This window comes from Sphingomonas flavida (assembly GCF_036663655.1).
GTDB lineage: Bacteria > Pseudomonadota > Alphaproteobacteria > Sphingomonadales > Sphingomonadaceae > Sphingomonas.
On record NZ_JAXOJH010000008.1, the window covers coordinates 150,467 to 175,857 of the forward strand.

The 25,391-nt window shown below is 65.9% G+C and carries 17 protein-coding genes; 10 read left to right on the top strand and 7 right to left on the bottom strand.

Features of this window, described 5'->3' with window-relative positions:
• Nucleotides 1-179: 179 nt before the first annotated feature.
• Entirely contained in the window at nucleotides 180-1,256 is a 1,077-nt protein-coding gene (locus U1703_RS11145) for a DUF5694 domain-containing protein (protein WP_332785730.1), read from the top strand.
• On the opposite strand, the gene U1703_RS11150 is transcribed toward U1703_RS11145, so the two are convergent.
• From U1703_RS11150 to rpoB, 4 genes are all read right to left on the bottom strand, one after another.
• Complete coding sequence (locus U1703_RS11150; protein ID WP_332785731.1) at nucleotides 1,257-2,993, bottom strand: hypothetical protein; 1,737 nt, start codon at nucleotides 2,991-2,993, stop codon at nucleotides 1,257-1,259.
• 599 nt (nucleotides 2,994-3,592) lie between these two features.
• Nucleotides 3,593-3,772 carry a hypothetical protein gene (locus tag U1703_RS11155; RefSeq protein ID WP_320451622.1) on the bottom strand — a complete coding sequence of 60 codons (180 nt, stop codon included), beginning with the start codon at nucleotides 3,770-3,772 and terminating at the stop codon, nucleotides 3,593-3,595.
• Nucleotides 3,773-4,044: 272 nt separating this feature from the next.
• Nucleotides 4,045-8,331: a DNA-directed RNA polymerase subunit beta' gene (gene rpoC / locus U1703_RS11160; protein ID WP_320451621.1), complete on the bottom strand. Its 4,287-nt coding sequence runs from the start codon at nucleotides 8,329-8,331 to the stop codon at nucleotides 4,045-4,047.
• 84 nt (nucleotides 8,332-8,415) lie between these two features.
• Complete coding sequence (gene rpoB, locus U1703_RS11165; protein ID WP_332785732.1) at nucleotides 8,416-12,594, bottom strand: DNA-directed RNA polymerase subunit beta; 4,179 nt, start codon at nucleotides 12,592-12,594, stop codon at nucleotides 8,416-8,418.
• Between the two features lie 397 nt (nucleotides 12,595-12,991).
• Between rpoB and U1703_RS11170 the strand changes: the two genes are divergently transcribed.
• The gene (locus U1703_RS11170; RefSeq protein WP_332785733.1) at nucleotides 12,992-14,239 is read left to right on the top strand and encodes a hypothetical protein; all 1,248 of its coding nucleotides are present in this window, start codon (nucleotides 12,992-12,994) and stop codon (nucleotides 14,237-14,239) included.
• Between the two features lie 197 nt (nucleotides 14,240-14,436).
• Here the strand turns inward: U1703_RS11170 and U1703_RS11175 are convergent, their stop codons facing one another.
• Together U1703_RS11175 and U1703_RS11180 are read right to left on the bottom strand one after the other, a co-directional pair.
• Nucleotides 14,437-15,210, bottom strand: a complete 774-nt coding sequence (locus tag U1703_RS11175) for a metallophosphoesterase family protein (protein WP_332785734.1) — start codon at nucleotides 15,208-15,210, stop codon at nucleotides 14,437-14,439.
• Nucleotides 15,211-15,238: 28 nt separating this feature from the next.
• Nucleotides 15,239-16,327 (bottom strand): catalase family protein, encoded by a 1,089-nt coding sequence (locus U1703_RS11180; RefSeq protein ID WP_332785735.1) that lies wholly within the window; start codon nucleotides 16,325-16,327, stop codon nucleotides 15,239-15,241.
• A gap of 269 nt (nucleotides 16,328-16,596) precedes the next feature.
• Here U1703_RS11180 and U1703_RS11185 point away from each other — a divergent pair, with 269 nt between their 5' ends.
• The 8 genes from U1703_RS11185 (at nucleotide 16,597) to U1703_RS11220 (ending at nucleotide 23,732) form a co-directional block, all read left to right on the top strand.
• Nucleotides 16,597-17,625 carry a quinone-dependent dihydroorotate dehydrogenase gene (locus U1703_RS11185; protein WP_332785736.1) on the top strand — a complete coding sequence of 343 codons (1,029 nt, stop codon included), beginning with the start codon at nucleotides 16,597-16,599 and terminating at the stop codon, nucleotides 17,623-17,625.
• Between the two features lie 46 nt (nucleotides 17,626-17,671).
• Nucleotides 17,672-19,426, top strand: coding sequence for a gamma-glutamyltransferase (gene ggt / locus U1703_RS11190; RefSeq protein WP_332785737.1), 1,755 nt, complete (start codon nucleotides 17,672-17,674; stop codon nucleotides 19,424-19,426).
• 63 nt (nucleotides 19,427-19,489) lie between these two features.
• Nucleotides 19,490-21,277 (top strand): AMP-dependent synthetase/ligase, encoded by a 1,788-nt coding sequence (locus tag U1703_RS11195; RefSeq protein ID WP_332785738.1) that lies wholly within the window; start codon nucleotides 19,490-19,492, stop codon nucleotides 21,275-21,277.
• A 173-nt stretch (nucleotides 21,278-21,450) separates the two neighbouring features.
• Nucleotides 21,451-21,687 carry a helix-turn-helix transcriptional regulator gene (locus U1703_RS11200; protein WP_312488450.1) on the top strand — a complete coding sequence of 79 codons (237 nt, stop codon included), beginning with the start codon at nucleotides 21,451-21,453 and terminating at the stop codon, nucleotides 21,685-21,687.
• Nucleotides 21,687-22,199 carry a hypothetical protein gene (locus U1703_RS11205; RefSeq protein WP_332785739.1) on the top strand — a complete coding sequence of 171 codons (513 nt, stop codon included), beginning with the start codon at nucleotides 21,687-21,689 and terminating at the stop codon, nucleotides 22,197-22,199. Before U1703_RS11200 ends, U1703_RS11205 begins: the two co-directional genes overlap by 1 nt.
• Nucleotides 22,200-22,232: 33 nt before the next feature.
• Nucleotides 22,233-22,622 (top strand): hypothetical protein, encoded by a 390-nt coding sequence (locus U1703_RS11210; protein ID WP_332785740.1) that lies wholly within the window; start codon nucleotides 22,233-22,235, stop codon nucleotides 22,620-22,622.
• A gap of 91 nt (nucleotides 22,623-22,713) precedes the next feature.
• On the top strand, nucleotides 22,714-23,226 hold the full coding sequence (locus U1703_RS11215) for a hypothetical protein (RefSeq protein WP_332785741.1): 513 nt from the start codon (nucleotides 22,714-22,716) through the stop codon (nucleotides 23,224-23,226).
• Complete coding sequence (locus U1703_RS11220) at nucleotides 23,223-23,732, top strand: DUF2178 domain-containing protein (protein ID WP_332785742.1); 510 nt, start codon at nucleotides 23,223-23,225, stop codon at nucleotides 23,730-23,732. Before U1703_RS11215 ends, U1703_RS11220 begins: the two co-directional genes overlap by 4 nt.
• 98 nt (nucleotides 23,733-23,830) lie before the next feature.
• Here the strand turns inward: U1703_RS11220 and U1703_RS11225 are convergent, their stop codons facing one another.
• Nucleotides 23,831-25,354, bottom strand: a complete 1,524-nt coding sequence (locus U1703_RS11225; protein WP_332785743.1) for a fumarate hydratase — start codon at nucleotides 25,352-25,354, stop codon at nucleotides 23,831-23,833.
• Nucleotides 25,355-25,391: the final 37 nt, after the last annotated feature.

A 25,391-nucleotide genomic window follows, 5' to 3' on the forward strand; every position in this document is an offset into this window, starting at 1 on the left:
CAACCCCCGCACCCGTTCGCTTGTGCGAGCTGAAAGAAAGGGCGGCCCCTTTGCGGGGTCGCCCTTTTCTTTTGGGCCAAACCCCGTCGTGTCGAGATTGACCGGCCCACCGCTATATCTTACCAACACACCGGGCCGGGGACATGGTGGCGGTTGGCCCGATCATCGGGGGATATGATATGCGGTGGATCGGACTTGCCTGTCTGGCAGCGACCTTCTGTGCGACCATGGTCGAGGCCCAGCGCTACAGACCCGTATTTCGACCGAACACGCTGACCGATCGTCCCGCCGGACGCCCAAACGAGGTCCTCGTACTGGGCTCGCCGCATCTGTCGAGCCTTCCCGCGAGCTTCCGGCCCGAAATGGTCGAACCGCTGCTCGAGCGTCTGATCCGCTGGAAGCCTACTGCGGTGGCCAGCGAGAGTATTGCCGGGCTGCAATGCGATGCCATGCGCCACCAACGCGAACGTCAGGCCGAGGCGGTCGAGGCCTATTGCTTCGACCCGAACGCCGCCGGGCAGGCGGCGGGCCTCGACGTCGTTGCCGCCAATGCCGAGGCGGACAAGCTGCTCGCCGCCTGGCCCGCCGCGCCGACGCCCGCCCAGCGCCGTCGCCTCGCGCTCGTCTTCCTCGCCGCTGGCGAACCTGCATCGGCGATGGTCCAGTGGTTTCGCCTGCCCGCCGGCGAGCGTCGTGCCGCAGACGGATTGCCCCCGGCGCTGGTGAAGGATCTGCAGGCCCGACTGACGAGGAAAAGCGAAACCGAACTGGTCGCCGCACAGTTGGCCGCGCGGTCGGGACTCGAGCGGGTCTGGAGCGTCGACGACCAGTCGTTCGTCGGCGCGAAGATCGACGACAAGGCGTATGGCGAAGCGATCGCCCGTGCCTGGAACAACCCCGCGACCAATGCCCGCATGGCCGAGGGCAAGCGCCTTGACGCTGGGCTCGCCCAACCCGACGGGCTGCTGAACTTCTATCGCGCCCTGAACGCGCCGACGGCCGCCGACCTGGCCTATCGCTCCGACTGGGGCGCCGCGCTCACCGAGCCGTCGCAGCAGGCCTATGGGCGGCGTTACGTCGCTTATTGGGAAACCCGCAACCTGCGCATGGTGGCGAACATCCGCGAGGTGCTGGGCCGCGCGCCGGGCACCCGGCTGATCGCGATTGTCGGGGCGTCGCACAAACCCTATTACGAGGCCTATCTGAACCAGATGCGCGACGTGATGCTCGACGAGCTGGCGCCCGTCCTGCGATAGTTACAACCGTCTCCAGTGGACCGCCTGTCGCATGTCGAGGCGACAGACCTGACGCAGTCCATGGCGCGCCAGATAGCGCGCCACCCGCGCGTCGTAATCGCCCCGCAGCGGGTCGGCGAAATTCCAGTCCGGCGGGTTGAAGGTCGAAAAGCCGTTGATCGTCGGCACCCGCCACTGCTCGGCGAGGAACATCGCATCGACATTGTGCGGGTACAGCGCGTTCAACTCGGCATTGATATAGGTCCGCTCACCCACCCGCGACGCGACGACATAGAAACTCGCGCAACCTGACGGCGGCGGGGGGATCGCGTCGAGCGCGGCACGCTGTTCGCGGCGACTGAGCTGAGCGGCGGTTTCCGCACTCAGATTCTCGGCCATCAGCAGCGCGACGATCGCCACGCCCCACCAAGGCCGGGTACGCAACAGCGCCGCCATCCGCGCGCGCAAGGCAAAGACCATGATCAGCAGGAACGGCAGCGTCAGCCACAGCTGATAACGCGATACGACCCGAAGCCCCTTGGCGCCGGGCACCAGGAAAAAGACGAGGTTCCACGGCGATGCGACCCAGAATTGCAGCGTCAATGCCCAGGCAACAACCATCGCCAGCGTAAAGGCGCGCCATGTCACCGAGGGGATCGCCCCCTCACCCACCGGATGACGGCGAAGGATGCGCCACGCGGCGATGACGAACAGGATGCAGAAGACGGGCGGGAACCCAACCTCATGCTCGCCGCGCAACACCCGGCCGGGCAGTGCGGGATCGTCGGGTAGCAGCTGGTGCACCAAGGCCAGCAATGGGCGGAACAGCCACCCCCACAGGTAATTGTCGGGTCCGACATTGACCATGTCGATCACCGGCGTGACGAGATAACCGAGCATCTCATAATAGCCCTCGCCCCCCGTCTCGCGCAGCTTGGGCAGATAGACGGCGAGGAACGGCAGGATCAGCACCGCAAAGCTGCCCAGCCCCCAGGCGATGGTGCCCGCATGGCCGCGGACCAGCCCCAGCATCGCCGACGGCCGAGCATGATCGCTCAGGATCAACCAGCACAGGACGAACAGGCACGCGGAGAAGATCGTGAACCAGGCCATGTAATAAGAGGTCATCAGCCAGGCCGCCATCAACACGGCGAGTGCGACGGCCATCTCGCGCGCACGGCGGCGGCGACCGCCGGTCTCGGCGCGGACGCAGGCGATCGCCAGCAGCATCGCGACCGGCAACAGCGCGACGCTTTGCAACTGGGCATGGACCGCCTGGAGCGAAATGTTGCTCGCGATCGTAAAGCCCGCCGCGACGAACAGCCCTGCGCCGCGCCCCCACCCCAGCCCGCGCCGGACCAGCGCATAGGCGCCCACAAAACCGATCGCCTTGAAGGTCAGGATGTTCAGCGTGTCGGCGTGAAACGGATCCGCCAGCATCCGCCAGACCGAGTAGGACAGGCCATAGAGGAAATAGCCGTCATTATACCCCAGCGTGTCGCCATAGGGATGGAAGTAGAAACCGCGGTCCCATGGCGACACCTCCGCCCAGACATTGCGCCAATGCTCGAGGATGGTCATCTCGATCAGCGCATCGCCACGCTCGCCGAAACCCAGGTCGAAGCCGCTGGCGATCGGGACGCGGAAGACGACGAACAGGGCGAGCGCGAAAGTCGCCAACCACAGGGCGGCAAAGGCGAATGATCGGGTCGAACGGGATGACCAGAGCGGCAAGAGGGTCGAACGGATGGTCGTCATGCCGGTCGCCTAGGCACCGTCCCAGTGGCTGTCGAGCGCCGCTTTTCGGGTGTCGTGGGACAGGGAAGATTTGCCGTGGAGTTCCAGCGACATGGCTTTTTGGAGGCTGAGCGATCGTCAATATCGGCGCGGCGCCACGCGATCAAGACGAACGCGCCGCCGTCAGGTCTGCGATCGGGATGATATGGAATGACGTTTGGAAGCCAGCGGCATCAGGCAGGATAAGATTGCCGCGTTCGCCCCATGGCTTCAGCCGCTCGTCAGCTATTCTGTCCCTGCAAAGAGCGGGGGTTATCCGTGAGGATGGTGGAGAGGGGTCCCCGTACTCTCGTAAAGTCGCCCTCTCCGGCTTGATGTTCCTCCGGCGATTCTATGCGCCGACACCTCCACTTGAAGGTTTGAACGGTCCCATACCGGTCGAATGATCACGCAAGACAGCGACAGATAGGGAGGAAAGCTCGGACCGCTTTGAACATCTGGATGCACCGAGCCGACGAGACCGGGCGATCCCGTTTTTGGCCGATCGGGGCCGAATTGCACAGGTTCCGACACAAGGGGTCGGACTGCCCCACCCCAATTTTTGGAGGGGGCAGTTCGACTTACTCTGCCGCTTCGATCACTGCGCCCGATTGGGGCTGGCTATAGACGCGGTCCAGATAGTGGTTCGCGATGATGTAATGCGCTCGAACCGCGGCAGGATGGGTCGCCTTCTGGGCCAGTTCGAGTTCGGTTTCGGCACGTTGGTAGAAATAGTCTTCGTCAATCTCAAGCGACGTCATTTCAGGTCTCCGGGGCCCCATCGGCACGCCAATAACCCGCGCGCGTCCGGGATCTTCTCCAATATTCGTATATGGTTGGGAGGGCATTTCGGTTCCCGCGCTACGGCCCTGCGCGCCCTCCATTCGGCGCAAAACCGCTGATTTGCACGTTACAAATCATGACCCGCAACCGGGGCCGTGTTCCACCTCAAAAAGCAATCGGATCCGCGTCAAAAAAAGCCGCCGCCCGGTTGCCCGGACGGCGGCCCTTGTCTTCCGATCCGTCCGTCGGATCAGTCGTTCAGATACTCACCGGCATCGGCGTCCGTGCCCTGGCCCGAGGGTGCAACCTCGGCCAGCGGATCGTTGCCGGTGCCGCCCGCGTCGCGCACCGAACGCGCCTGTTCGGCGGCGCGCTCTTCGGCGGCGGTGACCGGGGCGATGATCGCCTCGGCCAGCTTGCGCTGCTGCGCCCGCAGTGCCGCGTCGCGGCTGGATGCCGCCACGCGCAGGCGGTTCATGCCCGCACCGGTACCCGCCGGGATCAGGCGGCCGACGATGACATTCTCCTTCAGGCCCATCAGCGTGTCCTGCTTGCCCTGGACCGCCGCCTCGGTGAGGACGCGGGTGGTTTCCTGGAACGACGCGGCCGAGATGAAGCTGCGGGTCTGCAGGCTCGCCTTGGTGATGCCGAGCAGGACGGGCTTGCCCTGCGCACGCACTTCATTGGCGCCGAGCTTTTCGTTAATCGCGTCCATTTCCTCGCGATCGACCTGCTCGCCCTTCAGCAGCGTGGTGTCGCCGCCATCGGTGATCTCGACCTTCTGCAGCATCTGACGAACGATCGTCTCGATGTGCTTGTCGTTGATCTTCACGCCCTGGAGTCGATAGACTTCCTGGATTTCGCTGACCAGATATTCGGCCAGCGGCTCCACGCCCATCGTTTCCAGAATATCGTGCGGATCGGGCGAGCCGCCGATCAGGTTGTCGCCACGCTTGACGTAGTCGCCTTCCTGAACGTCGATCACCTTCGACTTGGGCACCAGATACTCGACGACCTCGCCGCCATCCTCGGGCTGGATGCCGATCTTGCGCTTCGCCTTGTAATCCTTGCCGAACACGACGCGGCCGGAGACCTTGGCGATGATCGCCGAGTCCTTCGGAATACGCGCTTCGAACAGCTCGGCGACGCGCGGCAGACCACCGGTGATGTCGCGGGTCTTGGCCGACTCGCGCGCGACACGTGCCAGAACGTCACCGCCCTGAACATGTGCGCCGTCCTCGACCGAGAGCGTCGCGCCCGGCGCCAGCATGTAGCGACCGGCTTCGCCCGAATTGTCGTCGAGCAGGGTCATGCGCGGACGCAGATCCTCCTTCGACTTGGTCGAGGCGCGATATTCGGTGACGACGCGCTGGGCGATACCCGTGGCTTCGTCGACCTGCTCGGTCAGGGTCTTGCCCTCGATCAGGTCCTGGAACTTCACCGTACCGGGGTTTTCGGTGATCACCGGCATGGTGAACGGATCCCACTCGGCCATGCGATCGCCCTTCGACACGATGTGGCCATCGTCGAACAGGACATACGCACCGTAGGGGATACGGTCGACCGACAGTTCGCGGCCGTCCATGTCGACGATCGCGATCTCGCCCGAACGGCTCAGCACCACGCGGCGACCACGCTGGTCGGCGATCAGGCGAAGATCGCGGAACTGGACGACACCGTCCACCGCCGCTTCCAGGTTCGACTGCTCGTTCAACTGCGCCGCACCACCGATGTGGAAGGTACGCATCGTCAGCTGCGTACCCGGCTCACCGATCGACTGCGCCGCGATGACGCCGACCGCTTCGCCGATGTTCACCGGCGTACCGCGAGCGAGGTCACGGCCATAGCACTTGCCGCAGACACCGATCTTCGACTCGCAGACCAGCGGGCTGCGGATCTTGACCGACTGGGTGTTCGCCGCCTCGATCCGCGCGACCATCGGCTCGTCGAGCAGGACGCCCGATGCGATGATGACTTCGCCGGTCTTGGCGTTGACGATGTCCTCGGCCGTGGTGCGGCCCAGGATACGCTCGCCAAGCGACGCGATGGTCGAGCCGCCCTGCACGATCGCCTTCATCTCGAGGGCGCGGGTCGTGCCGCAATCCTCTTCGATGATGACGCAGTCCTGCGACACGTCCACCAGACGGCGGGTCAGGTAACCCGAGTTCGCCGTCTTCAGCGCCGTATCGGCCAGGCCCTTACGCGCGCCGTGGGTCGAGTTGAAGTATTCAAGAACGGTCAGACCTTCCTTGAAGTTCGAGATGATCGGCGTTTCGATGATCTCGCCCGACGGCTTGGCCATCAGGCCGCGCATACCCGCCAGCTGCTTGATCTGCGCGGGGCTACCACGTGCACCCGAGTGGGCCATCATGTAGATCGAGTTGATCGGCTTTTCGCGGCCGACCATCGGGCCGTCCTCGTAATGCCGGACCGCCTTGATCTCGTTCATCATCGAGTTCGCGACCTGGTCGCCGCAACGGCTCCAGGCGTCGATCACCTTGTTGTACTTCTCCTGCTGCGTGATCAGGCCGTCCTGATACTGCTGCTCGAAGTCCTTCACCTGATCGCGCGTCTCGTCGACCAGACGATCCTTGTCCGGTGCGATGATCATGTCGTCCTTGCCGAACGAGATGCCGGCGCGGAACGCGTGACGGAAGCCCAGCGACATGATCGCGTCGGCGAACAGCACGGTCTCCTTCTGGCCGGTGTGACGATACACCTCGTCGATCACCTCACCGACGTCCTTCTTGGTCAGGACGCGGTTGACGATGTCGAAGGGCACCTTGTGGCTCTTCGGCAGCGTCTCGCCCAGCAGCATGCGGCCCGGCGTCGTCTCGAAGCGCTTGAGATACTGGTTGCCCTGCTCATCGGTCTGCGGAACGCGGCTGATGATCTTGGTGTGCAGCGTGACGGCACCGGCGAAGAGGGCCTGATGGACCTCCTCCATGTCCGCCAGCATCATGCCCTCGCCCGGTTCCTTCTGCTTTTCGAGCGAGAGGTAGTACAGGCCCAGCACCATGTCCTGCGACGGCACGATGATCGGCTTGCCGTTGGCGGGCGACAGGATGTTGTTGGTCGACATCATCAGGACGCGCGCTTCCAGCTGCGCTTCCAGCGACAGCGGAACGTGCACGGCCATCTGGTCGCCGTCGAAGTCGGCGTTGAACGCCGAGCAGACCAGCGGGTGGAGCTGGATCGCCTTGCCCTCGATCAGCACCGGCTCGAACGCCTGGATGCCCAGACGGTGGAGCGTCGGCGCGCGGTTCAGCATCACCGGGTGCTCGCGGATCACCTCGTCCAGGATGTCCCAGACTTCCTTGCGCTCCTTCTCGACCCACTTCTTGGCCTGCTTCAGGGTCATCGACAGACCCTTGGCGTCCAGACGGGCGTAGATGAACGGCTTGAACAGCTCGAGCGCCATCTTCTTGGGCAGGCCGCACTGGTGCAGCTTCAGCTCCGGGCCGGTCACGATGACCGAACGCCCCGAATAGTCGACGCGCTTGCCGAGCAGGTTCTGGCGGAAGCGGCCCTGCTTGCCCTTGAGCATGTCGGACAGCGACTTCAGCGGACGCTTGTTGGCGCCCGTGATCGTGCGGCCGCGACGGCCATTGTCGAACAGCGCGTCAACCGCTTCCTGCAACATGCGCTTTTCGTTGCGGACGATGATGTCCGGCGCACGCAGCTCCATGAGGCGCTTCAGGCGGTTGTTGCGGTTGATGACGCGGCGGTACAGGTCGTTCAGGTCCGACGTCGCGAAGCGACCGCCGTCCAGCGGCACCAGCGGGCGGAGTTCCGGCGGGATGACCGGAATGACTTCCAGAATCATCCATTCGGGACGGTTGCCCGATTCCAGGAAGCTCTCGACGACCTTCAGCCGCTTGATGATCTTCTTGGGCTTCAGCTCCGACTTGGTCGTCGCCAGCTCTTCGAGCAGCGTGACCTTCTCGCCTTCCAGGTCGAGATTCTCGAGCATGATGCGGACCGCCTCGGCGCCGATCCCGGCCGAGAAGGCGTCCTCGCCATATTCATCCTGCGCGTCGAGCAGTTCGTCCTCGGTGAGAAGCTGATACTTCTCCAGCGGGGTCAGGCCCGGCTCGATGACGATATAGGCCTCGAAGTACAGCACGCGCTCGAGCTGCTTCAACTGCATGTCGAGCAGCAGGCCGATGCGGCTCGGCAGCGACTTCAGGAACCAGATATGCGCGACGGGGGCGGCCAGTTCGATATGGCCCATCCGCTCACGACGGACCTTCGACACCGTAACCTCGACACCGCACTTTTCGCAGACGATGCCCTTGTACTTCATGCGCTTGTACTTGCCGCACAAGCATTCGTAATCCTTGATCGGACCGAAAATGCGCGCGCAGAACAGGCCGTCACGTTCCGGCTTGAACGTGCGATAGTTGATCGTCTCGGGCTTCTTGATCTCGCCGAACGACCAGGAGCGGATCTTGTCGGGCGACGCGATGCCGATCTGAATCTGGTCGAAGGTTTCCGGCTTGGCCACCGGATTGGCGAAGTTGGTCAGTTCGTTCATTTTGCTTTCCTCACAGGGAGGGAAAATTCATCGGGCGAGCGAGAAAGGCGCCGGCGGGGCGGGTGGCCCCACCGGCTCCGTATCTTACTCCGCCGCCTCGGCCAGACCGTCGTCCTGGGTTTCTTCGACCGTCTTGAGGTCGACGTTGAGACCCAGCGAGCGCATTTCCTTGACCAGCACGTTGAAGCTCTCCGGAATGCCCGCCTCGAAGGTGTCGTCGCCCTTGACGATCGCTTCGTAGACCTTGGTGCGGCCGACCACGTCGTCCGACTTCACCGTCAGCATTTCCTGGAGCGTGTACGCCGCGCCATAAGCCTGCAGCGCCCACACTTCCATCTCACCGAAGCGCTGGCCACCGAACTGCGCCTTACCGCCCAGCGGCTGCTGGGTGACGAGGCTGTACGGGCCGATCGAACGCGCGTGGATCTTGTCGTCGACCAGGTGGTGCAGCTTGAGCATGTAGATGATGCCCACGGTCACCTTGCGGTCGAACTGATCGCCCGTGCGTCCGTCGAACAGGTCAGACTGGCCCGAGGTGTGCAGACCGGCCAGCTCCAGCATCTCCGACACGTCGCTCTCGCGCGCGCCATCGAACACCGGGGTCCCCATCGGCACGCCGGTGCGGATGTTCTGGACCAGTTCGGCCACTTCCTCGTCATCGCGCTTCTGGATGTCCGCGGCATAGTGATCGCCATAGATTTCCACGAGGCGCAACTTCACCGCTTCCGGCACTGCGCCCGGCTTGGCGTCGGGATTGGCTTCGCGCCAATCCTCCAGCTGCGCCGCGACCTGCATACCCAGGTTGCGCGCCGCCCAGCCAAGGTGCGTCTCGAAGATCTGACCGACGTTCATGCGCGACGGCACGCCCAGCGGGTTCAGCACGAGATCGACCGGCGTACCGTCCGCGAGGAAGGGCATGTCCTCCTGCGGCAGGATGCGGCTGATGACGCCCTTGTTGCCGTGACGGCCGGCCATCTTGTCGCCCGGCTGCAGCTTGCGCTTCACCGCCACGAAGACCTTGACCATCTTGAGCACGCCCGGCGGCAGTTCGTCACCACGCTCCAGCTTGTCGCGGCGGTCATGGAACTTGTCCGTGATCCGCTTGGCGGCTTCGTCATACTGCGCCTTGACCGCTTCCAGATCGCTCTGGCGCGCATCGTCGGCGACGGCGAACTTCCACCATTCGTGACGATCGACCGATTCCAGCACCTCGGCATCGATAACGATGCCCTTCTTCACGCCCTTGGGCGCTGCGGTGGCGGTCTGGTCGAGCAGCATTTCGCGCAGGCGGCTCCAGGTCGCCCGGTTGAGGATCGTACGCTCGTCGTCGGCATCCTTCTTCAAGCGCTCGATCTCCTCGCGCTCGATCGCCATCGCGCGCTCGTCCTTGTCGATGCCGTGACGATTGAAGACGCGCACGTCGACGATCGTACCGGCGACGCCCGGCGGCAGGCGGAGCGAGGTGTCGCGCACGTCGCTGGCCTTTTCACCGAAGATCGCGCGGAGGAGCTTTTCCTCCGGCGTCATCGGCGATTCGCCCTTCGGCGTGATCTTGCCGACCAGGATGTCGCCCGGCTCCACCTCGGCGCCGACGTACACGATACCCGCCTCGTCGAGGTTGCGCAGCGCTTCCTCGCCGACGTTCGGGATGTCGCGGGTGATGTCTTCCGGCCCGAGCTTGGTGTCGCGCGCCATGACTTCGAACTCGTCGATATGGATCGACGTGAACACGTCGTCCTTCACGATCCGCTCGGAGATGAGGATCGAGTCCTCATAATTGTAGCCGTTCCAGGGCATGAACGCGACGAGCGCGTTGCGGCCCAGCGCCAGCTCGCCGAACTCGGTCGAGGGACCATCGGCGATCACGTCACCGGCGTTGACCACGTCACCCACCTTCACCAGCGGACGCTGGTTGATGCAGGTCGACTGGTTCGAACGCTGGAACTTCATCAGCGTGTAGATGTCGACGCCCGACTTGCCCGCATCGACCTCACCGGTCGCACGAACCACGATACGCGCCGCATCGACCTGGTCGACGATACCGGCACGCTTGGCCGCGATCGCCGCACCCGAGTCGCGGGCCACGGTCTCTTCCATGCCGGTACCGACGAAGGGCGCTTCCGCCTTCACCAGCGGCACGGCCTGACGCTGCATGTTCGAGCCCATGAGCGCGCGGTTGGCGTCGTCGTTTTCCAGGAACGGAATGAGCGAGGCGGCGACCGAGACGAGCTGCTTGGGGCTGACGTCCATCAGGGTGATCTGATCGGGCAGCGCCATCAGGAACTCGCCCGCCTGACGCGCCGAGACCAGATCCTCGACGAAGCGGCCTTCCTCATCCGTCGCGGCCGAAGCCTGGGCGACGGTGTGCTTCTGCTCTTCCATCGCCGACAGGTACACGACCTCGTCGCTGACCTTGCCGTCCAGCACCTTGCGGTACGGCGTCTCGATGAAGCCGTACTTGTTGACGCGGGCGAAGGTCGACAGCGAGTTGATCAGACCGATGTTCGGGCCTTCCGGCGTTTCGATCGGGCAGATGCGGCCATAATGGGTCGGGTGAACGTCGCGGACTTCGAAGCCTGCACGCTCACGCGTCAGACCGCCCGGCCCGAGCGCCGAAACACGACGCTTGTGCGTCACTTCGGAGAGCGGGTTGGTCTGGTCCATGAACTGCGACAGCTGCGACGAACCGAAGAACTCGCGCACCGCGGCGACCGCGGGCTTGGCGTTGATCAGGTCGTTCGGCATCACCGTCGACACGTCGACCGACGACATGCGCTCCTTGACCGCACGCTCCATGCGCAGCAGGCCGACGCGATACTGGTTCTCCAGCAGCTCGCCCACCGAACGCACGCGGCGGTTGCCGAGATTGTCGATATCGTCGATCTCGCCCTTGCCGTCCTTCAGGTCGACCAGCGTCTTGACGACCGCGAGGATGTCCTCGGTGCGCAGCGTCGTCACCGTGTCCGGGCAGTCGAGGTCGAGGCGCATGTTCAGCTTGACGCGACCCACGGCCGACAGGTCGTAGCGATCGGGATCGAAGAACAGGCCGGCGAACAGCGACTCCGCCGTCTCCAGCGTCGGCGGCTCGCCGGGGCGCATCACGCGGTAGATGTCGGACAGCGCCTGCTCACGCTCTTCGGCCTTGTCGGCCTTCAGCGTGTTGCGGATCCACGGACCGGTCGCGACATGGTCGATGTCGAGCAGTTCGATCGTGTCGACGCCCGCCTTGTCCAGCGCTTCCAGATTCTCGGCGCTGATCTCGTCACCGGCTTCGACATAGATCTCGCCGGTCTGCTCGTTGATCAGGTCGTACGCGCTGTAGCGGCCGAAGATCTCTTCCGTGGGGATCAGCAGCTGCGACAGGCCGTCCTTGGCCGCCTTGTTGGCGGCACGCGGGCTGATCTTCTGACCGGCCGGGAACACGACCTCGCCCGAGCTGGCGTCGACGATGTCGAACATCGGCTTGGCGCCGCGCCAGTTCTCGGCCTGGAACGGGATCTTCCAGCCGCCGTCGCCGCGAACGAAGGTCAGGCGGTTGTAGAAATAGTTGAGGATCTCTTCCGAGTTCATGCCCAGCGCATAGAGCAGCGCCGTCACCGGCAGCTTGCGCTTGCGGTCGATACGGACGTTGACGATGTCTTTGGCGTCGAACTCGAAGTCCAGCCACGAACCGCGATACGGGATCACGCGCGCGGCGAAGAGGTACTTGCCCGAGGCATGGGTCTTGCCGCGGTCATGGTCGAACAGCACGCCCGGCGAACGGTGCATCTGGCTGACGATGACGCGCTCGGTGCCGTTGATGAAGAAGGTGCCGTTCTCCGTCATCAGGGGCATGTCGCCCATGTAGACGTCCTGCTCCTTGATATCGATGACCGACTTGGCCTCGGTATCGGGATCGACCTCGAACGCGGTCAGGCGCAGGGTGACGCGCATCGGCGCGGCATAGGTGATGCCCCGCTGGCGGCATTCCTCGACGTCGAACTTCGGGTCCTCGAGGACATAGTCGTCGAAGTCGAGATAGGCGGTGCCGGCGAAATCCTGGATCGGGAAGACGCTGCGCAGCGTCTTTTCCAGCCCCGAGACATGGCCCGTGGACTTGTCCGAGCGCAGGAACTGCTCGTAGCTTTCGCGCTGAACCTCGATCAGGTTCGGCATCTGCACCACTTCGTGGATGTTGCCGAACACCTTGCGGATACGCCGCTTAGCGGTGCCGCCATCGCCCTTGCGCGGGGCGGAGCCGCTGTCGATCGCCTTGGTTGCCATGGGTCTGTCTGCCTCGTCAGCCGTAAATCACTGCCCGGATGCCTCCGGACCAGACGCAACGACAGACGCCGAAAGGCCGCTCGCAAGTATCTGCGGCGGCATCCGGCGTCTGCTGAACCAGCAATCTTCCATTCGACCGACACGCTGCGCGAAGGCGCATCATTTCCCGAAGATTGTGGTGGATGATCCCGATATAGGGGCTGGGACCCCGCGTGTCAAACGGGGACACGCGCGCCCACGGGGAAAGTTCCGCCGCGCGCCGTCTCTGCCATATATTGGCCGCATATCGCGCTACACAAGGGGGTTGCATCCGTCGGGCCTACCGGGCACGGCTTGGGTGTTCGGGCCGGTGGTCCGGTCGGCCGGAAGAATATAGTTACCGCGAGGAATGATTTTCATGACATCGTCCGGGCCGCGCCGCGCCGCGCGCCTCCTTGCCCTGACGCTGGCCCCGGTGTTTTCCACCCTGGTGCTTGCCTCCCCGGCGCTGGCCGCCCCCAATCCGGCCGCGCCGCTGCAGACCGGCGGGCAGGACAATGACGCCGCCCGTCCCGCCACGGGAGGGCTCGACGGGTTCAGCCTGAGCCCGCGCGGCACCACGCCGCAGGGCACGCAGACGCCGGTGCCGACGCCGCCCGCGCCGCGTATCGTGCTGCCCGGCCAGAGCGCGCCCGCCGCGACGCCGACCCCCGCCCCCACCCCGCGCGCCACGCCCAGCCCGCGTGCCACCCCGCGCCCCACGCCCTCGCCGACGCCAAGCCCGGTCGCCACGCCGACGCCCATCGCCTCGCCCGAGCCGCCCGCGACCCGCCTGCCCGATCGCGAGTCCCCGGCGGTCACGCCGTCCGAACCCGACATGACGCTGGCCAATGGACAGGAGCCGACGCCCGCCATCGCCGCGCCCGGCACCACCGCTCCCGAGCAGCAGGCCGAGGCGGATCGCGGCCTGCCCTTCTGGGCGCTGCTGATCGGGGTCGGCCTGGGCGCGCTGGCGATCGGCATCTGGCTGGGCCGCCGCGGGCGCCCGGTTCCGGCGCTGCCCGCCCCGGCACCCAAGGCGACCGAGGATCGGCCCGAGCCGATGGCGGCAGCCGCCGCCGTCCCCGCCACAGCAGCGACCCCGCCCGCCCCGCGCCAGCCCGCACCGCCGCCGCTTCCGCCCGAACCCAGCTTCCTGGCGATCACCGCAAAGCCGCTGCGGGTCGGGCTCAACATGCTGTCCGCCACGATCGAGGCGGAGGTGACCGTCCACAATAGTGGCGCGACCCCGATCGGTCGCGTCGCGGTCGACCTGCGCCTGCTGAGCGCCCATGCGGGCCTGGATGGGGAACTGGTCGATCTGGCGCGCCAGCCGCAGGGACGCCCGATCGTCCCGGCCTTCGCGCTTGCCCCCGGCGAAACCCGCACGGTGCGCGGCGTCACCGCCCTGCCGCGTGAGGCGATCCATGTGATCGACGCGGCGGGACGGCCGATGTTCGTGCCCATTCTGGCGGCGGCGGCGCACACCGACTGGGGCGTGGCCCGCTGCGCCTATGCGGTGGGACTGGAGCGCGTGGATTCGGCCAAGCTGTCGCCGATCTGGCTCGATCAGCCCGGCCGGATGTTCGACCAGGTCGCGGCGCGCCCGCATGTGATGCGGGGCTGAGACGAAGCCACCGCCTACTCCTGCCGGGAAGCGGCGACTGGGCAGTAGCCTTCGACTTCGCTCAGGCCGAACGCAGGTTGGCGATCACGCCCGTGTTTCCGGAACCCGCAACTGGGGTTTGATCCAGCCAAGCTGAAGCATCACCCCGGCGGAGGCCGGGGTGGTAGGGCAATATTTCAGGTCAGGTGGATCAAACGCTAACCCGCGCGCATATCCTCGGTAATCACATGCGGCGCGGTTTCGCCGAAGGTGCGGACCAGCGTTTCGAAACCCCGGCCCTCGACCCGGATCTCGTTGAACGCCGGTGGCGTCTTGCGGGTGCGCTTGGATAGGGTGCCCGCACCGATCATGCGGATGATCCGGCCGTCGCGGTCGATCGGCACGTCGAACGGGTCGTGGACATGACCGCTCAGCACCGCATGTGCGCCCGCCGCCGCCAGCTGGGTCAGCGCGGCGTCGCCATTGCGCGTCTTGGCGGTGCCCTTGGTCGGCCCCTCGATCAGCGGATGATGCGCGGCGACCAGGATCAGGTGATCCTTGGGCGCGGCCGCGATCAGGGCCAGCGCGCGGCGCAGCGAACCGCCGCTCACCCGCCCCTTCGACCAGTTCCACCGCCACTGCGCGCGCGCGGTGGTCTTCAGCGGCACCACCGTCACGCCCGGCAGGTCGAGCGGCCGTTCGATCATCCGTTCGATCGCGGCATAACGCTGATAGGGCGCGAACAACCGGCGGAACGGGTCCCAGTAATAGGGGATGTCGTGATTGCCGACCTCGACCGTCACCGGCACGCCCAGCGATTTCAGCCAGGCACCGCCGTCCTGAAACTCGCGCTTGGTCGCGCGCATGGTCAGGTCGCCGGTCATGATGACCGCATGGGGCTTCTCCGCCGCGACCCGCTCGGCGAACCAAGCGAGCGCGGCGGGGTCTTCGGCACCGAAATGCACGTCGCTGACATGAAACAGACGGATCATGCCGTCCGCCCTAGCCCGCGCCGCCGCATCACGGCAACTCGGCCATGGCGCGCGGCTCGTGCATCGGACAGCCATTCACGCGGCCGCGATATTCGGCCGAGAAGCGATAGGTGTCCTTGCGCGCCCGGTTGATGTTGCCCAGCGGCTGGTGCGCGGCGAGGCCATGCCAGATGTTGTAGGACAGGGCATCGTCGATCGCATTGGTCTGGCCGTCCTGCCAGCTGATCTGCGGTTCGGCGGCAAAGGTCGCGACGGTGACATAGGGACTGTCCTCCTCGCTCCATTCGGCGGTCGCGTCCTCGATCGGCATGGCATCGAGATCGCGGTTGAGCTGGACGCGCAGCTCCCACTGCCCGCCCTGCTCGATCATCACCTCGCGCACGACTTCGCGAAGCGCGTCGGGCCGGTCATGCGTGTTAACCGTGTCGCCGGTCAGCTGGGTCAATGCCGGGCTGACCGGGAACAGCGCGAATTTGGCAATATAGTCGCCATAGCGGAACGGCGTCTGGCTGTAATAGGTCTCGCCGAGCGGATGGACCTGCTTCGATCCGCCCAGCGTCTTCAGTGTCGCACTCTCGACCCCGACCGTCTCCAGCGTCGCCTCGATCCCGCGCAGGATGCCGGACAGCAGCTTCTTGCCGCCCTCGAACTTGTCGGTCGTCGAGGCGAGCATCTTGAGGTTCTTGGCAAAGGCGTCCGCCGTGGGCGCGGTGAAGACCGGCGCGTTGGCCATGACGAAATCCTGCGTCGCATCGCCCTGCGACCCCGACAGTCGCTCGCCCTCGACACCGATCACCTTCAGCGCCAGCCCGCGCGGCAGAGCGATCGCGTCGTCGAGGATATCGCCCGGATTGGTCGAGATGCGCGCCACCGCATCATATGTGCCACCTTGCGCGAACAACCCTTGCGCCAGCTCCGGCGGCAGGGCGTCATGGACCGTCAGCTTGCCCCGGATGATGCCGTGCGCCTTGGCATGGACCGCGCGGACGCCGTGCCCATAGTCCTTGGACGTGGTGTCGAGGATATGTTCGAAGGACTGCTTCATCTGGTCGACGGTTTCGCCTTCCTCAGGCTTCACGTCTTCGATCTGGGGGGTGAAGGGAATGGGGGTCTTCATCGGGGCTCTCCCTGTTGCCCCCCACCAACCCATGTTGGGTGATAGCGTTCCTTTGCATGATGCACTGAGCGATAGCGCACACCCTCTCGTCTTGCCGCTCCCCTCCCGTAAACGGGAGGGGATGGGGGAGGGAAAGGCCACGGGCAACAGTCTCCGTGAGACACGCTGCCCTCCCCCAACCCCTCCCGTAAACGGGAGGGGAGCAAGAAGAACATGCCGCTCCAAGCCCCGCCTTCCCCCTCCCACTGCAATCCGCTAACCGGGCCGACATGGCCTTTTATCACCCGCTCCTCTTCGCCCTCGATGCCGAACGCGCCCATGGTCTGACGGTCGCGATGCTGTCGCGATGGGGATCGCTGGGCGCGCCGTTGGGGGCCGATCCGGCACGTTATCCGCGCCTGGCCACCACGGTGGCGGGAATCGACTTCGCCAACCCGTTGGGGCTGGCGGCCGGGGTCGACAAGAATGGCGAGGCGATCGACGGCTTTTTCGGCCTGGGCTTCGGCATGGTCGAGATCGGGACGCTGACCCCCAGGCCCCAGCCCGGCAATCCGAAACCCCGCCTGTTCCGGCTGGTCGAGGACAAGGGCGTGGTCAACCGCTATGGCTTCAACAATGGCGGCCTCGACGCCGGGCTGGCGCGGGCGAAGGCGGCGAAGCGCCAGGGTGTGCTCGGCATCAATGTCGGTGCGAACAAGGATGCGGCCGATCGCATCGCCGACTATCGCCACGGTGTGACCCAGGCCGCGCCGATCGCGGACTATGTCACGATCAACATCTCCAGCCCCAACACGCCCGGCCTGCGCGACCTGCAACATGGCGCGGCGCTCGCCGAACTGCTGGCGGCGTCGCGCGAGGGGGCGGGCGCGGTGCCGCTGTTCCTGAAGGTCGCCCCCGACCTCTACCCCGCCCAGATCGACGAGATCGCGCGCGCCGCGATCGACAACCGGCTGGATGCGATCATCATCGGCAACACCACCATCACCCGCCCCGATGTGAAAAGCGCCAACGCGACCGAGACCGGCGGCCTGTCGGGTCGTCCCCTCGCCCCGCTCGCCCGCGCGCGGCTGGTCGATTTCCGCAAGGCCACCGGCGCTGCGATGACGCTGATCGCGGCGGGTGGGATCGACAGCGGGGCGGAAGCCTATGCCCGTATCCGCAGCGGGGCCAGCCTGGTCCAGCTTTACTCGGCGCTGGTCTATGAAGGGCCGGGGCTGGCCGCCCGCATCCTGGCCGATCTCGACGCGCTGCTGGCCCGCGACGGCTTTGCCAGCGTGACCGACGCGGTGGGTGCCTGACGTTACGGCTTGGCGCAGGGGCCCGCCTGCCGCTAGGGTCGGGCGGATGAAGCACTCGCTCCTGTCCGTGGCGGCGCTCGCGCTCGCCCCCGCCATGATCCTCGCCGCCCCAGCCGCGGCGCGGCAGCCCGCCAAATCTCCGGCCGAGGGCATGGTCAGTGCCGCCGACCCCCGCGCCGCCGCCGCCGGGGTCGAGATATTGCGCGCCGGGGGCAGCGCGACCGACGCCGCCATCGCCACCATGCTGGCGCTGAACGTGGTCGAACCGCAAAGCTCCGGCATCGGCGGCGGCAGCTATTGGGTGCGCCACGACGCGCGCGGCACGAACACGATCGACGCGCGCGAAACCGCGCCGATGGCCGCCACCCCCGACTGGTTCTACGGCCCCGATGGCCGCCCGCTCAGCCACGCCGATGCCGTCCCCGGCGGGCGCAGCGTCGGCGTGCCCGGCGCGCTGCGCGGCATGGCGCTCGCCCATGCGCAAGGCGGCAAGCTGCCCTGGGCACGGCTGTTCCAGCCCGCGATCCGGCTGGCGCGCGACGGGTTCCGGCTGACCCCGCGCCTGCAGACCGCGCTGACCCGTTATGGCGGTCATGTCGACGCCGCCACCCGTGCGCGGCTGACCGGGCCCGATGGTCAGGTGCTCCCGCTCGGCAGCACGATCCGCAACCCCGAACAGGCCGCCCTGCTGGAGCGGATCGCCAAGCTGGGCCCCGACAGCTTCTATGTCGGACCGCAGGCGCAGAAGCTGGTGACGACGGTCAACACCGCCACCCGCAATCCGTCGAAGATGACGACCGGCGACCTCGCCGCCTACGCCGCCAGGCCGCGCCCGCCGCTCTGCGCGACCTATCGCGGGTACAAGGTGTGCAGCATGGGTCCGTCCTCGGGCGGCGGCACGACGATGCTGTCGATCCTGAAGCTGCTCGAACGCTTCGACATGGCCAGGCTGGGCAAGGACTCGCCACAGGCCTGGCATCTGTTCGCCGAAGCCTCTCGCCTCGCCTATGCGGACCGCGATATGTATCTGGGCGATCCCGATTATGTCCGGGTGCCGCTGGAGGGGTTGTTCGACCCGGCCTATATCGCCGACCGCTCGGCGCTGATCTCTCCCGACCGGACGATGGCGTCGGTTGCGCCCGGCACGCCTCCGGGCGCTCCGCCACGAGTGCGCGCACCGGTCAGCGAGGTGCCCGGCACCACCGATCTCGTCACCGTCGACGCGGCCGGCAACGTCGCCGAGGTGACGACCACCGTCGAGGGTTCGTTCGGATCGGGGCTGTCGGTCGACGGCACGATGCTGAACAACGAGCTGACCGATTTCGATATCGTGCCGGTCAGGGACGGCGATCTGGTCGCCAACCGGGTCGAGGGCGGCAAGCGCCCGCGCAGCTCGATGGCGCCGACCATCGTCTATGGCCCCAACGGCAAGGTTCGCCTCGCGGTCGGTGCGGCGGGCGGCTCGACCATCATCGCGCAGGTCGCCAAGGCGATCATCGGCGTCATCGACTGGAAGCTGAGCGCGCAGGACGCGATCGCCCAAGGCCTGTTGTTCGCCCCCTACAAGGTCGCGACGGTCGAACAGGGCACCGCGCTGGAGGCGCTCGTTCCCGGCCTGCAGGCGCTGGGCGAGACGGTGGTGGTCGCGCCGCTGGGGCTGAAGGCCAATGCGATCGAGCGTGTCGGGGGCCGCTGGGTCGGGGCCGCCGATCCGCGCAGCGAGGGGGCCGCGATCGACGTGACCGGCCGCTCGGCCGCGATCCGGAGAGTGGGTGACAAGCCGGGACGCCCGGCGGAATAAGAAAACAAAGAGCCCGGTCGCGCGTTGACATGCACGACACGGGCCGATGGGAGAGGCACGGACATGCGCACGCTCGAATATTTCCCCAACCTCGTCACCATGTTCTTCACCCGCGCCGCCGAAAAGGGCGACGCCCCCTTCCTCTGGCGCAAGGAAGCCGGGGCCTGGCAATCGATCAGCTGGGCCGAGGCAGCGCGCCGGGTCGCCAGCCTGTCGGCCGGATTGAAGGCGACTGGCCTTCAGCGCGGCGACCGGGTGATGCTGGTGTCGGACAACCGCCCCGAATGGTGCATCGCCGACCTGGCGATCATGGCGGCGGGCGGCGTCACCGTGCCGACCTACACCACCAATACCGAACGCGACCACGCGCACATCATCGAGAATTCGGGGGCGCGCGCGATCATCGTGTCGACCCAGAAGCTGGCGACGACGCTGATGCCCGCCGCGCTTCGCTCCAACCATGTCCAGACGGTGATCGGCATCGAGTCGCTGAAACTGGGGCCGAGCCAGATCGAATGCCGCCAGTATGACGCGATGATCGCCGAGCATCCCGCCGACCCCGTCGTGGTCGCCGCGCAGGCCGATTTCACCCGCGAGGACCTGGCCTGCATCATCTACACCTCGGGCACCGGCGGCGCGCCGCGCGGGGTGATGCAGCATCACGGCGCGATCCTGCACAACTGCGCCGGGTGCAGCGCGGTGATCGCCGAGGATTTCGGCTGGGACGACGAGGTGTTCCTGTCCTTCCTGCCCCTATCCCACGCCTATGAGCATACCGGAGGGCAGCATTTTCCCGTCTCGCTGGGCGGGCAGATCTATTATGCCGAGGGCCTCGACAAGCTGGCGGCGAATATCGAGGAGGTCCGCCCGACGATCATGTTCGTCGTGCCCCGCCTGTTCGAGGTGCTGCACACCCGCATCGCCAAGGCGATCGAAAAGAAGGGCGGGCTTGGCGCGCGCCTGCTCGACCAGGCGCTGGCGCTGGGCGCGCGCAGCTATAACGGCCAGCTCCGGTTGATCGACCGGCCCGCGCAACTGGCGGTCGCGACGCTGTTCAAGCCCAAGATCGCCAAGAAATTCGGCGGGCGGTTGAAGGCGATGGTGTCGGGCGGCGCGCCGCTGAATCCCGAGATCGGGCTGTTCTTCCACTCGATCGGCCTCACCTTGCTGCAAGGCTATGGCCAGACCGAGGCCGCGCCGGTCATCGCCTGCAACCGGCCCAAGGCGGGCGTGCGCATGGACACGGTCGGCCCGCCGCTCGACAATACCGAGGTGCGGATCGCCGAGGATGGCGAGATCCTGGTGCGCGGCGAGCTGGTCATGCACGGCTATTGGCGCAACCCGACCGAGACCGAGCGGGTGCTGAAGGACGGCTGGCTGCACACCGGCGATATCGGCGAGATCGACGCGGCCGGCCGCCTGCGCATCACCGACCGCAAGAAGGACCTGATCATCAACGACAAGGGCGAGAATGTCGCCCCCCAGAAGGTCGAGGGAATGCTGACCCTGCAACCCGAGATCGGCCAGGCAATGATCGCGGGCGACAGGCGACCCTATATGGTCGCGCTGATCGTGCCCGACGCGGAATGGACCGCCGAATGGTGCGCAAAGTCCGGCACCGGCTGCAACCGCGCCGCGCTGGAGGATGATCTCGATTTCCGGGGCGCCATCTCGGCGGCGATCGACCGGGTGAATCGCGACCTGTCGGTGACCGAGCGCATCCGCCGCTTCATCATCGCCGACGAACCCTTCGCGATCGAGAACCAGCAGCTGACCCCCTCGCTAAAGATCCGCCGCCATGTGTTGCGCGAGGTGTATGGCGAGCGTCTGGACGCGCTTTACAAGAATTGAACATGCCCATTCCTCCCCTGCAAGGGGAGGTGGCAGGGCGAAGCACTGACGGAGGGGTGGCCCGCTCTCGATAGGGTGACACCCCTCCGTCAGCGTCGCTGCCCCCTTGCAGGGGCAGATTAGCAGACAAACGAATCGTTGTGTAAACACAACAAGACGTATAGCTTTCCTACATGCACAACCGCATTGCCCTGTTCCGCAACGACCGCAACGTGTCGCGGCGCGAACTGGCCGAGGCGGTCGGCGTCAATCCGCAGACGATCGGCTATCTCGAGCGCGGCGACTATAAACCTAGCCTGGAACTGGGCCTGAAGATCGCCGCCTATTTCGACGCGCCGGTCGAACTGGTCTTCTCCCTATCCCCCTTCCCCTCGCTCACCGACGCGCTGCGCCGGGATGGAGACGCCTGATGGGTTTCGACAGTCGCCGCTGGACCGGTCGCTATGCCCCGGGGGAGATGCCGCCGGAGTCCGCGGGTGCCCGTCCCTATCGCAGCCACCATTTGCGCTGGTGGCTGCTCATCGCCGTCATCCTCAGCATCGGTCTTGCCGTTGGGCAACTCTGGATGCCCGATGGGCATAATGGCGGCCTGCCCTTTTTTTGGTTCATCATCACGGGGGCGATGAACGTGCCCGCGGGACGATCACCCTTTGCCAAGGGCAACTGGCTACTCGGCAGTTATGATGAATTCGAGCGTATGGCACTGATGCGCGCCACATTACACGCTTATCGGGTCGTTGCTGCGTTAAGCGTTGGTGCACTCGCTTGGTGTGCGATCGCCTCCGCGTGTAATTGGCAAATGCCGCATCGCTGGCAGGACTGGGCGATCTGGGCACTCACACTCGTCGCCACCGCAACGAACCTGCCCGCCTTGTTCGCAGAATTCGCCATCCCCTTTCTCGACCGGGAGGATCCCGCATGATCCGCCACCCCCTCGCCATCCGGGAGACAACCGATGCGCTATGACGCCCGCTTCGAGCCGATCGAGCCACCGGCCCGCCCGATCCGGCGGCGCAAATGGGTCCGCTGGGCACTGGGTTTTGCGATCGTTTGGCCGGTGGCGACCGCGCTGGCCGTCACGGTCGCGGGGGCGCAACCCGACGCACTATTGTTGGCGCTGACCGCCCTCAACATCACCAACGCTTTCGGCCTGTCGCCCTTTGCCCGCACGCCATTATTCCTGCCGGAACGCGGGCAGTATGACGAGTTCGAAGCGGCGGCGCTGGGTGTCGCCACGGCGCGCGCCCATGCCGTGATCGGCGCGGTGTTGATCGTCCTGACGCTCGCGGCGGCCTGGGGGGGGCGGCCGGTTCGCCGGTGGTTCTTACGCCCAGGACCTGGCTGATTTGGTCCATGGCGCTGGCGGCGCTGTTCACGACGCTCCCGGCGCTGTTCGCCGAAATCTCCATACCCCTGCCGGATCAGGAGCGTGACGCATGAGCAACTACCGAAACGACGGATATGACGTCAACAAATGGGCCGCCAACGAGATGAAGCACCGGCCGCGTCGCTACTGGGTGCGGTGGGGGCTGGTCGTGGGCTTGGCGTTCGTCGCCGCCATTCCCGTTTTCGAGATGCTGACGCCGGGCGACGCGGATGGCGTGTTTCCCAATGTCATGCCGATGAGCATTTTGCTGGTTGTCATCAGTTTTTCCTCGCCTTTCGCGCGCCAATCCTGGCTGACGAAGCGCGGCTTCGAAACTTATGACGAATATGAACGCGACGCCCTGCTGGCCGCCGCCCGGCGGGCGTATCTAGTCAATCTGATCGTCATCGGCCTGCTTTTCCTCTGGCTGACCTTCGCCGCACGGGCGGGCTGGCCGATGCCGCACACATATCGTCAATGGGGCGCCCTTGGATATGCGACGGTCATGACGATGCTAAGCCTGCCCATCATATTTGCCGAATTCGTGGTTCCCTTGCCCGACGCAGAGGACGAGACGCTGTGACCAACGATACATTTCTCCAACGGCTCGACGCCATAGTCCGCTGGACCGGCGTGCCCGCGCTGACCGAGCAACCGCCGCGCCGCCGCCCGATGCGCTGGCCGTCCGCGGTCGCGCTGGCGCTGGCCCTTGGCGGCTATGGCGTTTCGGTCGCCCAAAACCTGAGCGGATCGGGCACCTATCTTGGCTACGGCATCGGGATGATCGGCTTCGCGGTCGGTACGTTCGTGCGAATCCTGGGACCGATCAAACCATCCGGCAGCTTTGTGGAGAAGATCGACGAATGGGACCGTGCGATCCAGGCGCGGGCCTATCTGATGGCGTTCAAGGTCTTTGCGGTCACGACGATGGTCGCGCTGTGTCTGCTGATGGGAGGGCTCGCCTTCGACGTTCCGAAGGACGCGGTCATGCAGGGCGGCATCCAGACCATGTTCCTGCTCTTCACGATCATCAATGCAGTGCCTGCCGCCTATGCCAGCTGGGCGGTGCGCTGGGAGAATGTGGAATAGGTCAGTGCGGTGGTGGCTTTATCGCGGGCGTTGTCGGCCACTCCACCACCGCTGCGCGGCGGTCCCCCTCCCCATCAAAGATGGGGAGGATTTAAGCATTACGCCGGGGTCAGCAGGCCTTCCTTGGCGATCTTCTCGCGCCACACCAGCGGGGCGAGCGTGTGGACGTTCTGGCCTTCGGCGTCGACCGCGACGGTGACGGGGAAGTTCTCCACGTCGAATTCGTAGATCGCCTCCATGCCCAGGTCCTCGAAGCCGACGACCTTCGATCCCTTGATCGCACGCGCGACCAGATAGGCCGCGCCGCCGACCGCCATCAGATAGGCCGACTGGTATTCGCGGATCGCGTCGGTGGCCGCGGGCCCGCGCTCGGCCTTGCCGACCATCGCCAGCAGGCCCTGGTCGAGCATCATGCGGGTGAACTTGTCCATGCGGGTCGCGGTGGTGGGACCGGCCGGGCCGACCACTTCCTCGCCGACCGGATCGACCGGGCCGACATAATAGATCACGCGGCCCTTGAATTCGACCGGCAGCTCCTCGCCGCGATCGAGCATGTCCTTGATCCGCTTGTGCGCGGCGTCGCGGCCGGTCAGCATCTTGCCGTTGAGCAGCAGCCGGTCGCCATGCTTCCAGCTCTTCACCTCTTCGGCGGTCAGCGTGTTGAGGTCGACGTGGCGAGCGGCCTGGAGGTCCGGCTTCCAGTCGACCTTGGGCCATTCGTCGAGCTTGGGCGCTTCGAGATAGACCGGGCCCGAGCCGTCCAGCGTGAAGTGCGCGTGGCGGGTGGCGGCGCAGTTGGGGATCATCGCGACCGGCTTGGACGCCGCATGAGTCGGCCAGTCCATGATCTTGACGTCGAGGATGGTGGACAGGCCACCCAGCCCCTGCGCACCGATGCCAAGCGCATTGACCTTGTCGAACAGCTCGATACGCAGCGCCTCGACATCGTTCTTCGGCCCGCGCGCCTTCAGCTGGCCCATGTCGATCGCGCCCATCAGCGATTCCTTGGCCAGCAGCATCGCCTTTTCGGCAGTGCCGCCGATGCCGATGCCCAGCATACCGGGCGGGCACCAGCCCGCACCCATTTGCGGCAGCATCTCCAGCACCCAGTCGACGATCGAATCGGACGGGTTCATCATCTTGAACTTGGACTTGTTCTCCGACCCGCCGCCCTTGGCCGCGACGTCGATGGAGACCGTGTTGCCCGGCACCATCTCGACATGCAGGACCGAGGGCGTGTTGTCCTTGGTGTTGCGGCGGGTGAAGGCGGGGTCGGCGAGGATCGAGGCGCGCAGGCGGTTCTCGGGGTGGAGATAGGCGCGGCGCACGCCCTCATCGACGACTTCCTGAAGGCTGCGGTCGCCCGACAGGCGGCAGTCCTGGCCCCATTTCACGAAGACCGTGACGATACCGGTGTCCTGGCAGATCGGGCGATGCCCCTCCGCGCACATGCGGCTGTTGGTCAGGATCTGCGCGATGGCGTCCTTGGCCGCCGGGCTCTTCTCGGCCTCATAGGCCTTACCCAGGGCGCGGATATAATCCATCGGGTGGTAATAGCTGATGAACTGGAGCGCGTCGGCCACGCTCTCGATCAGGTCGGTGTCGCGGATCAGGGTCGTCATGCGCCGCCTTGTGCGACAGCACGGCGCCGCACGCAAC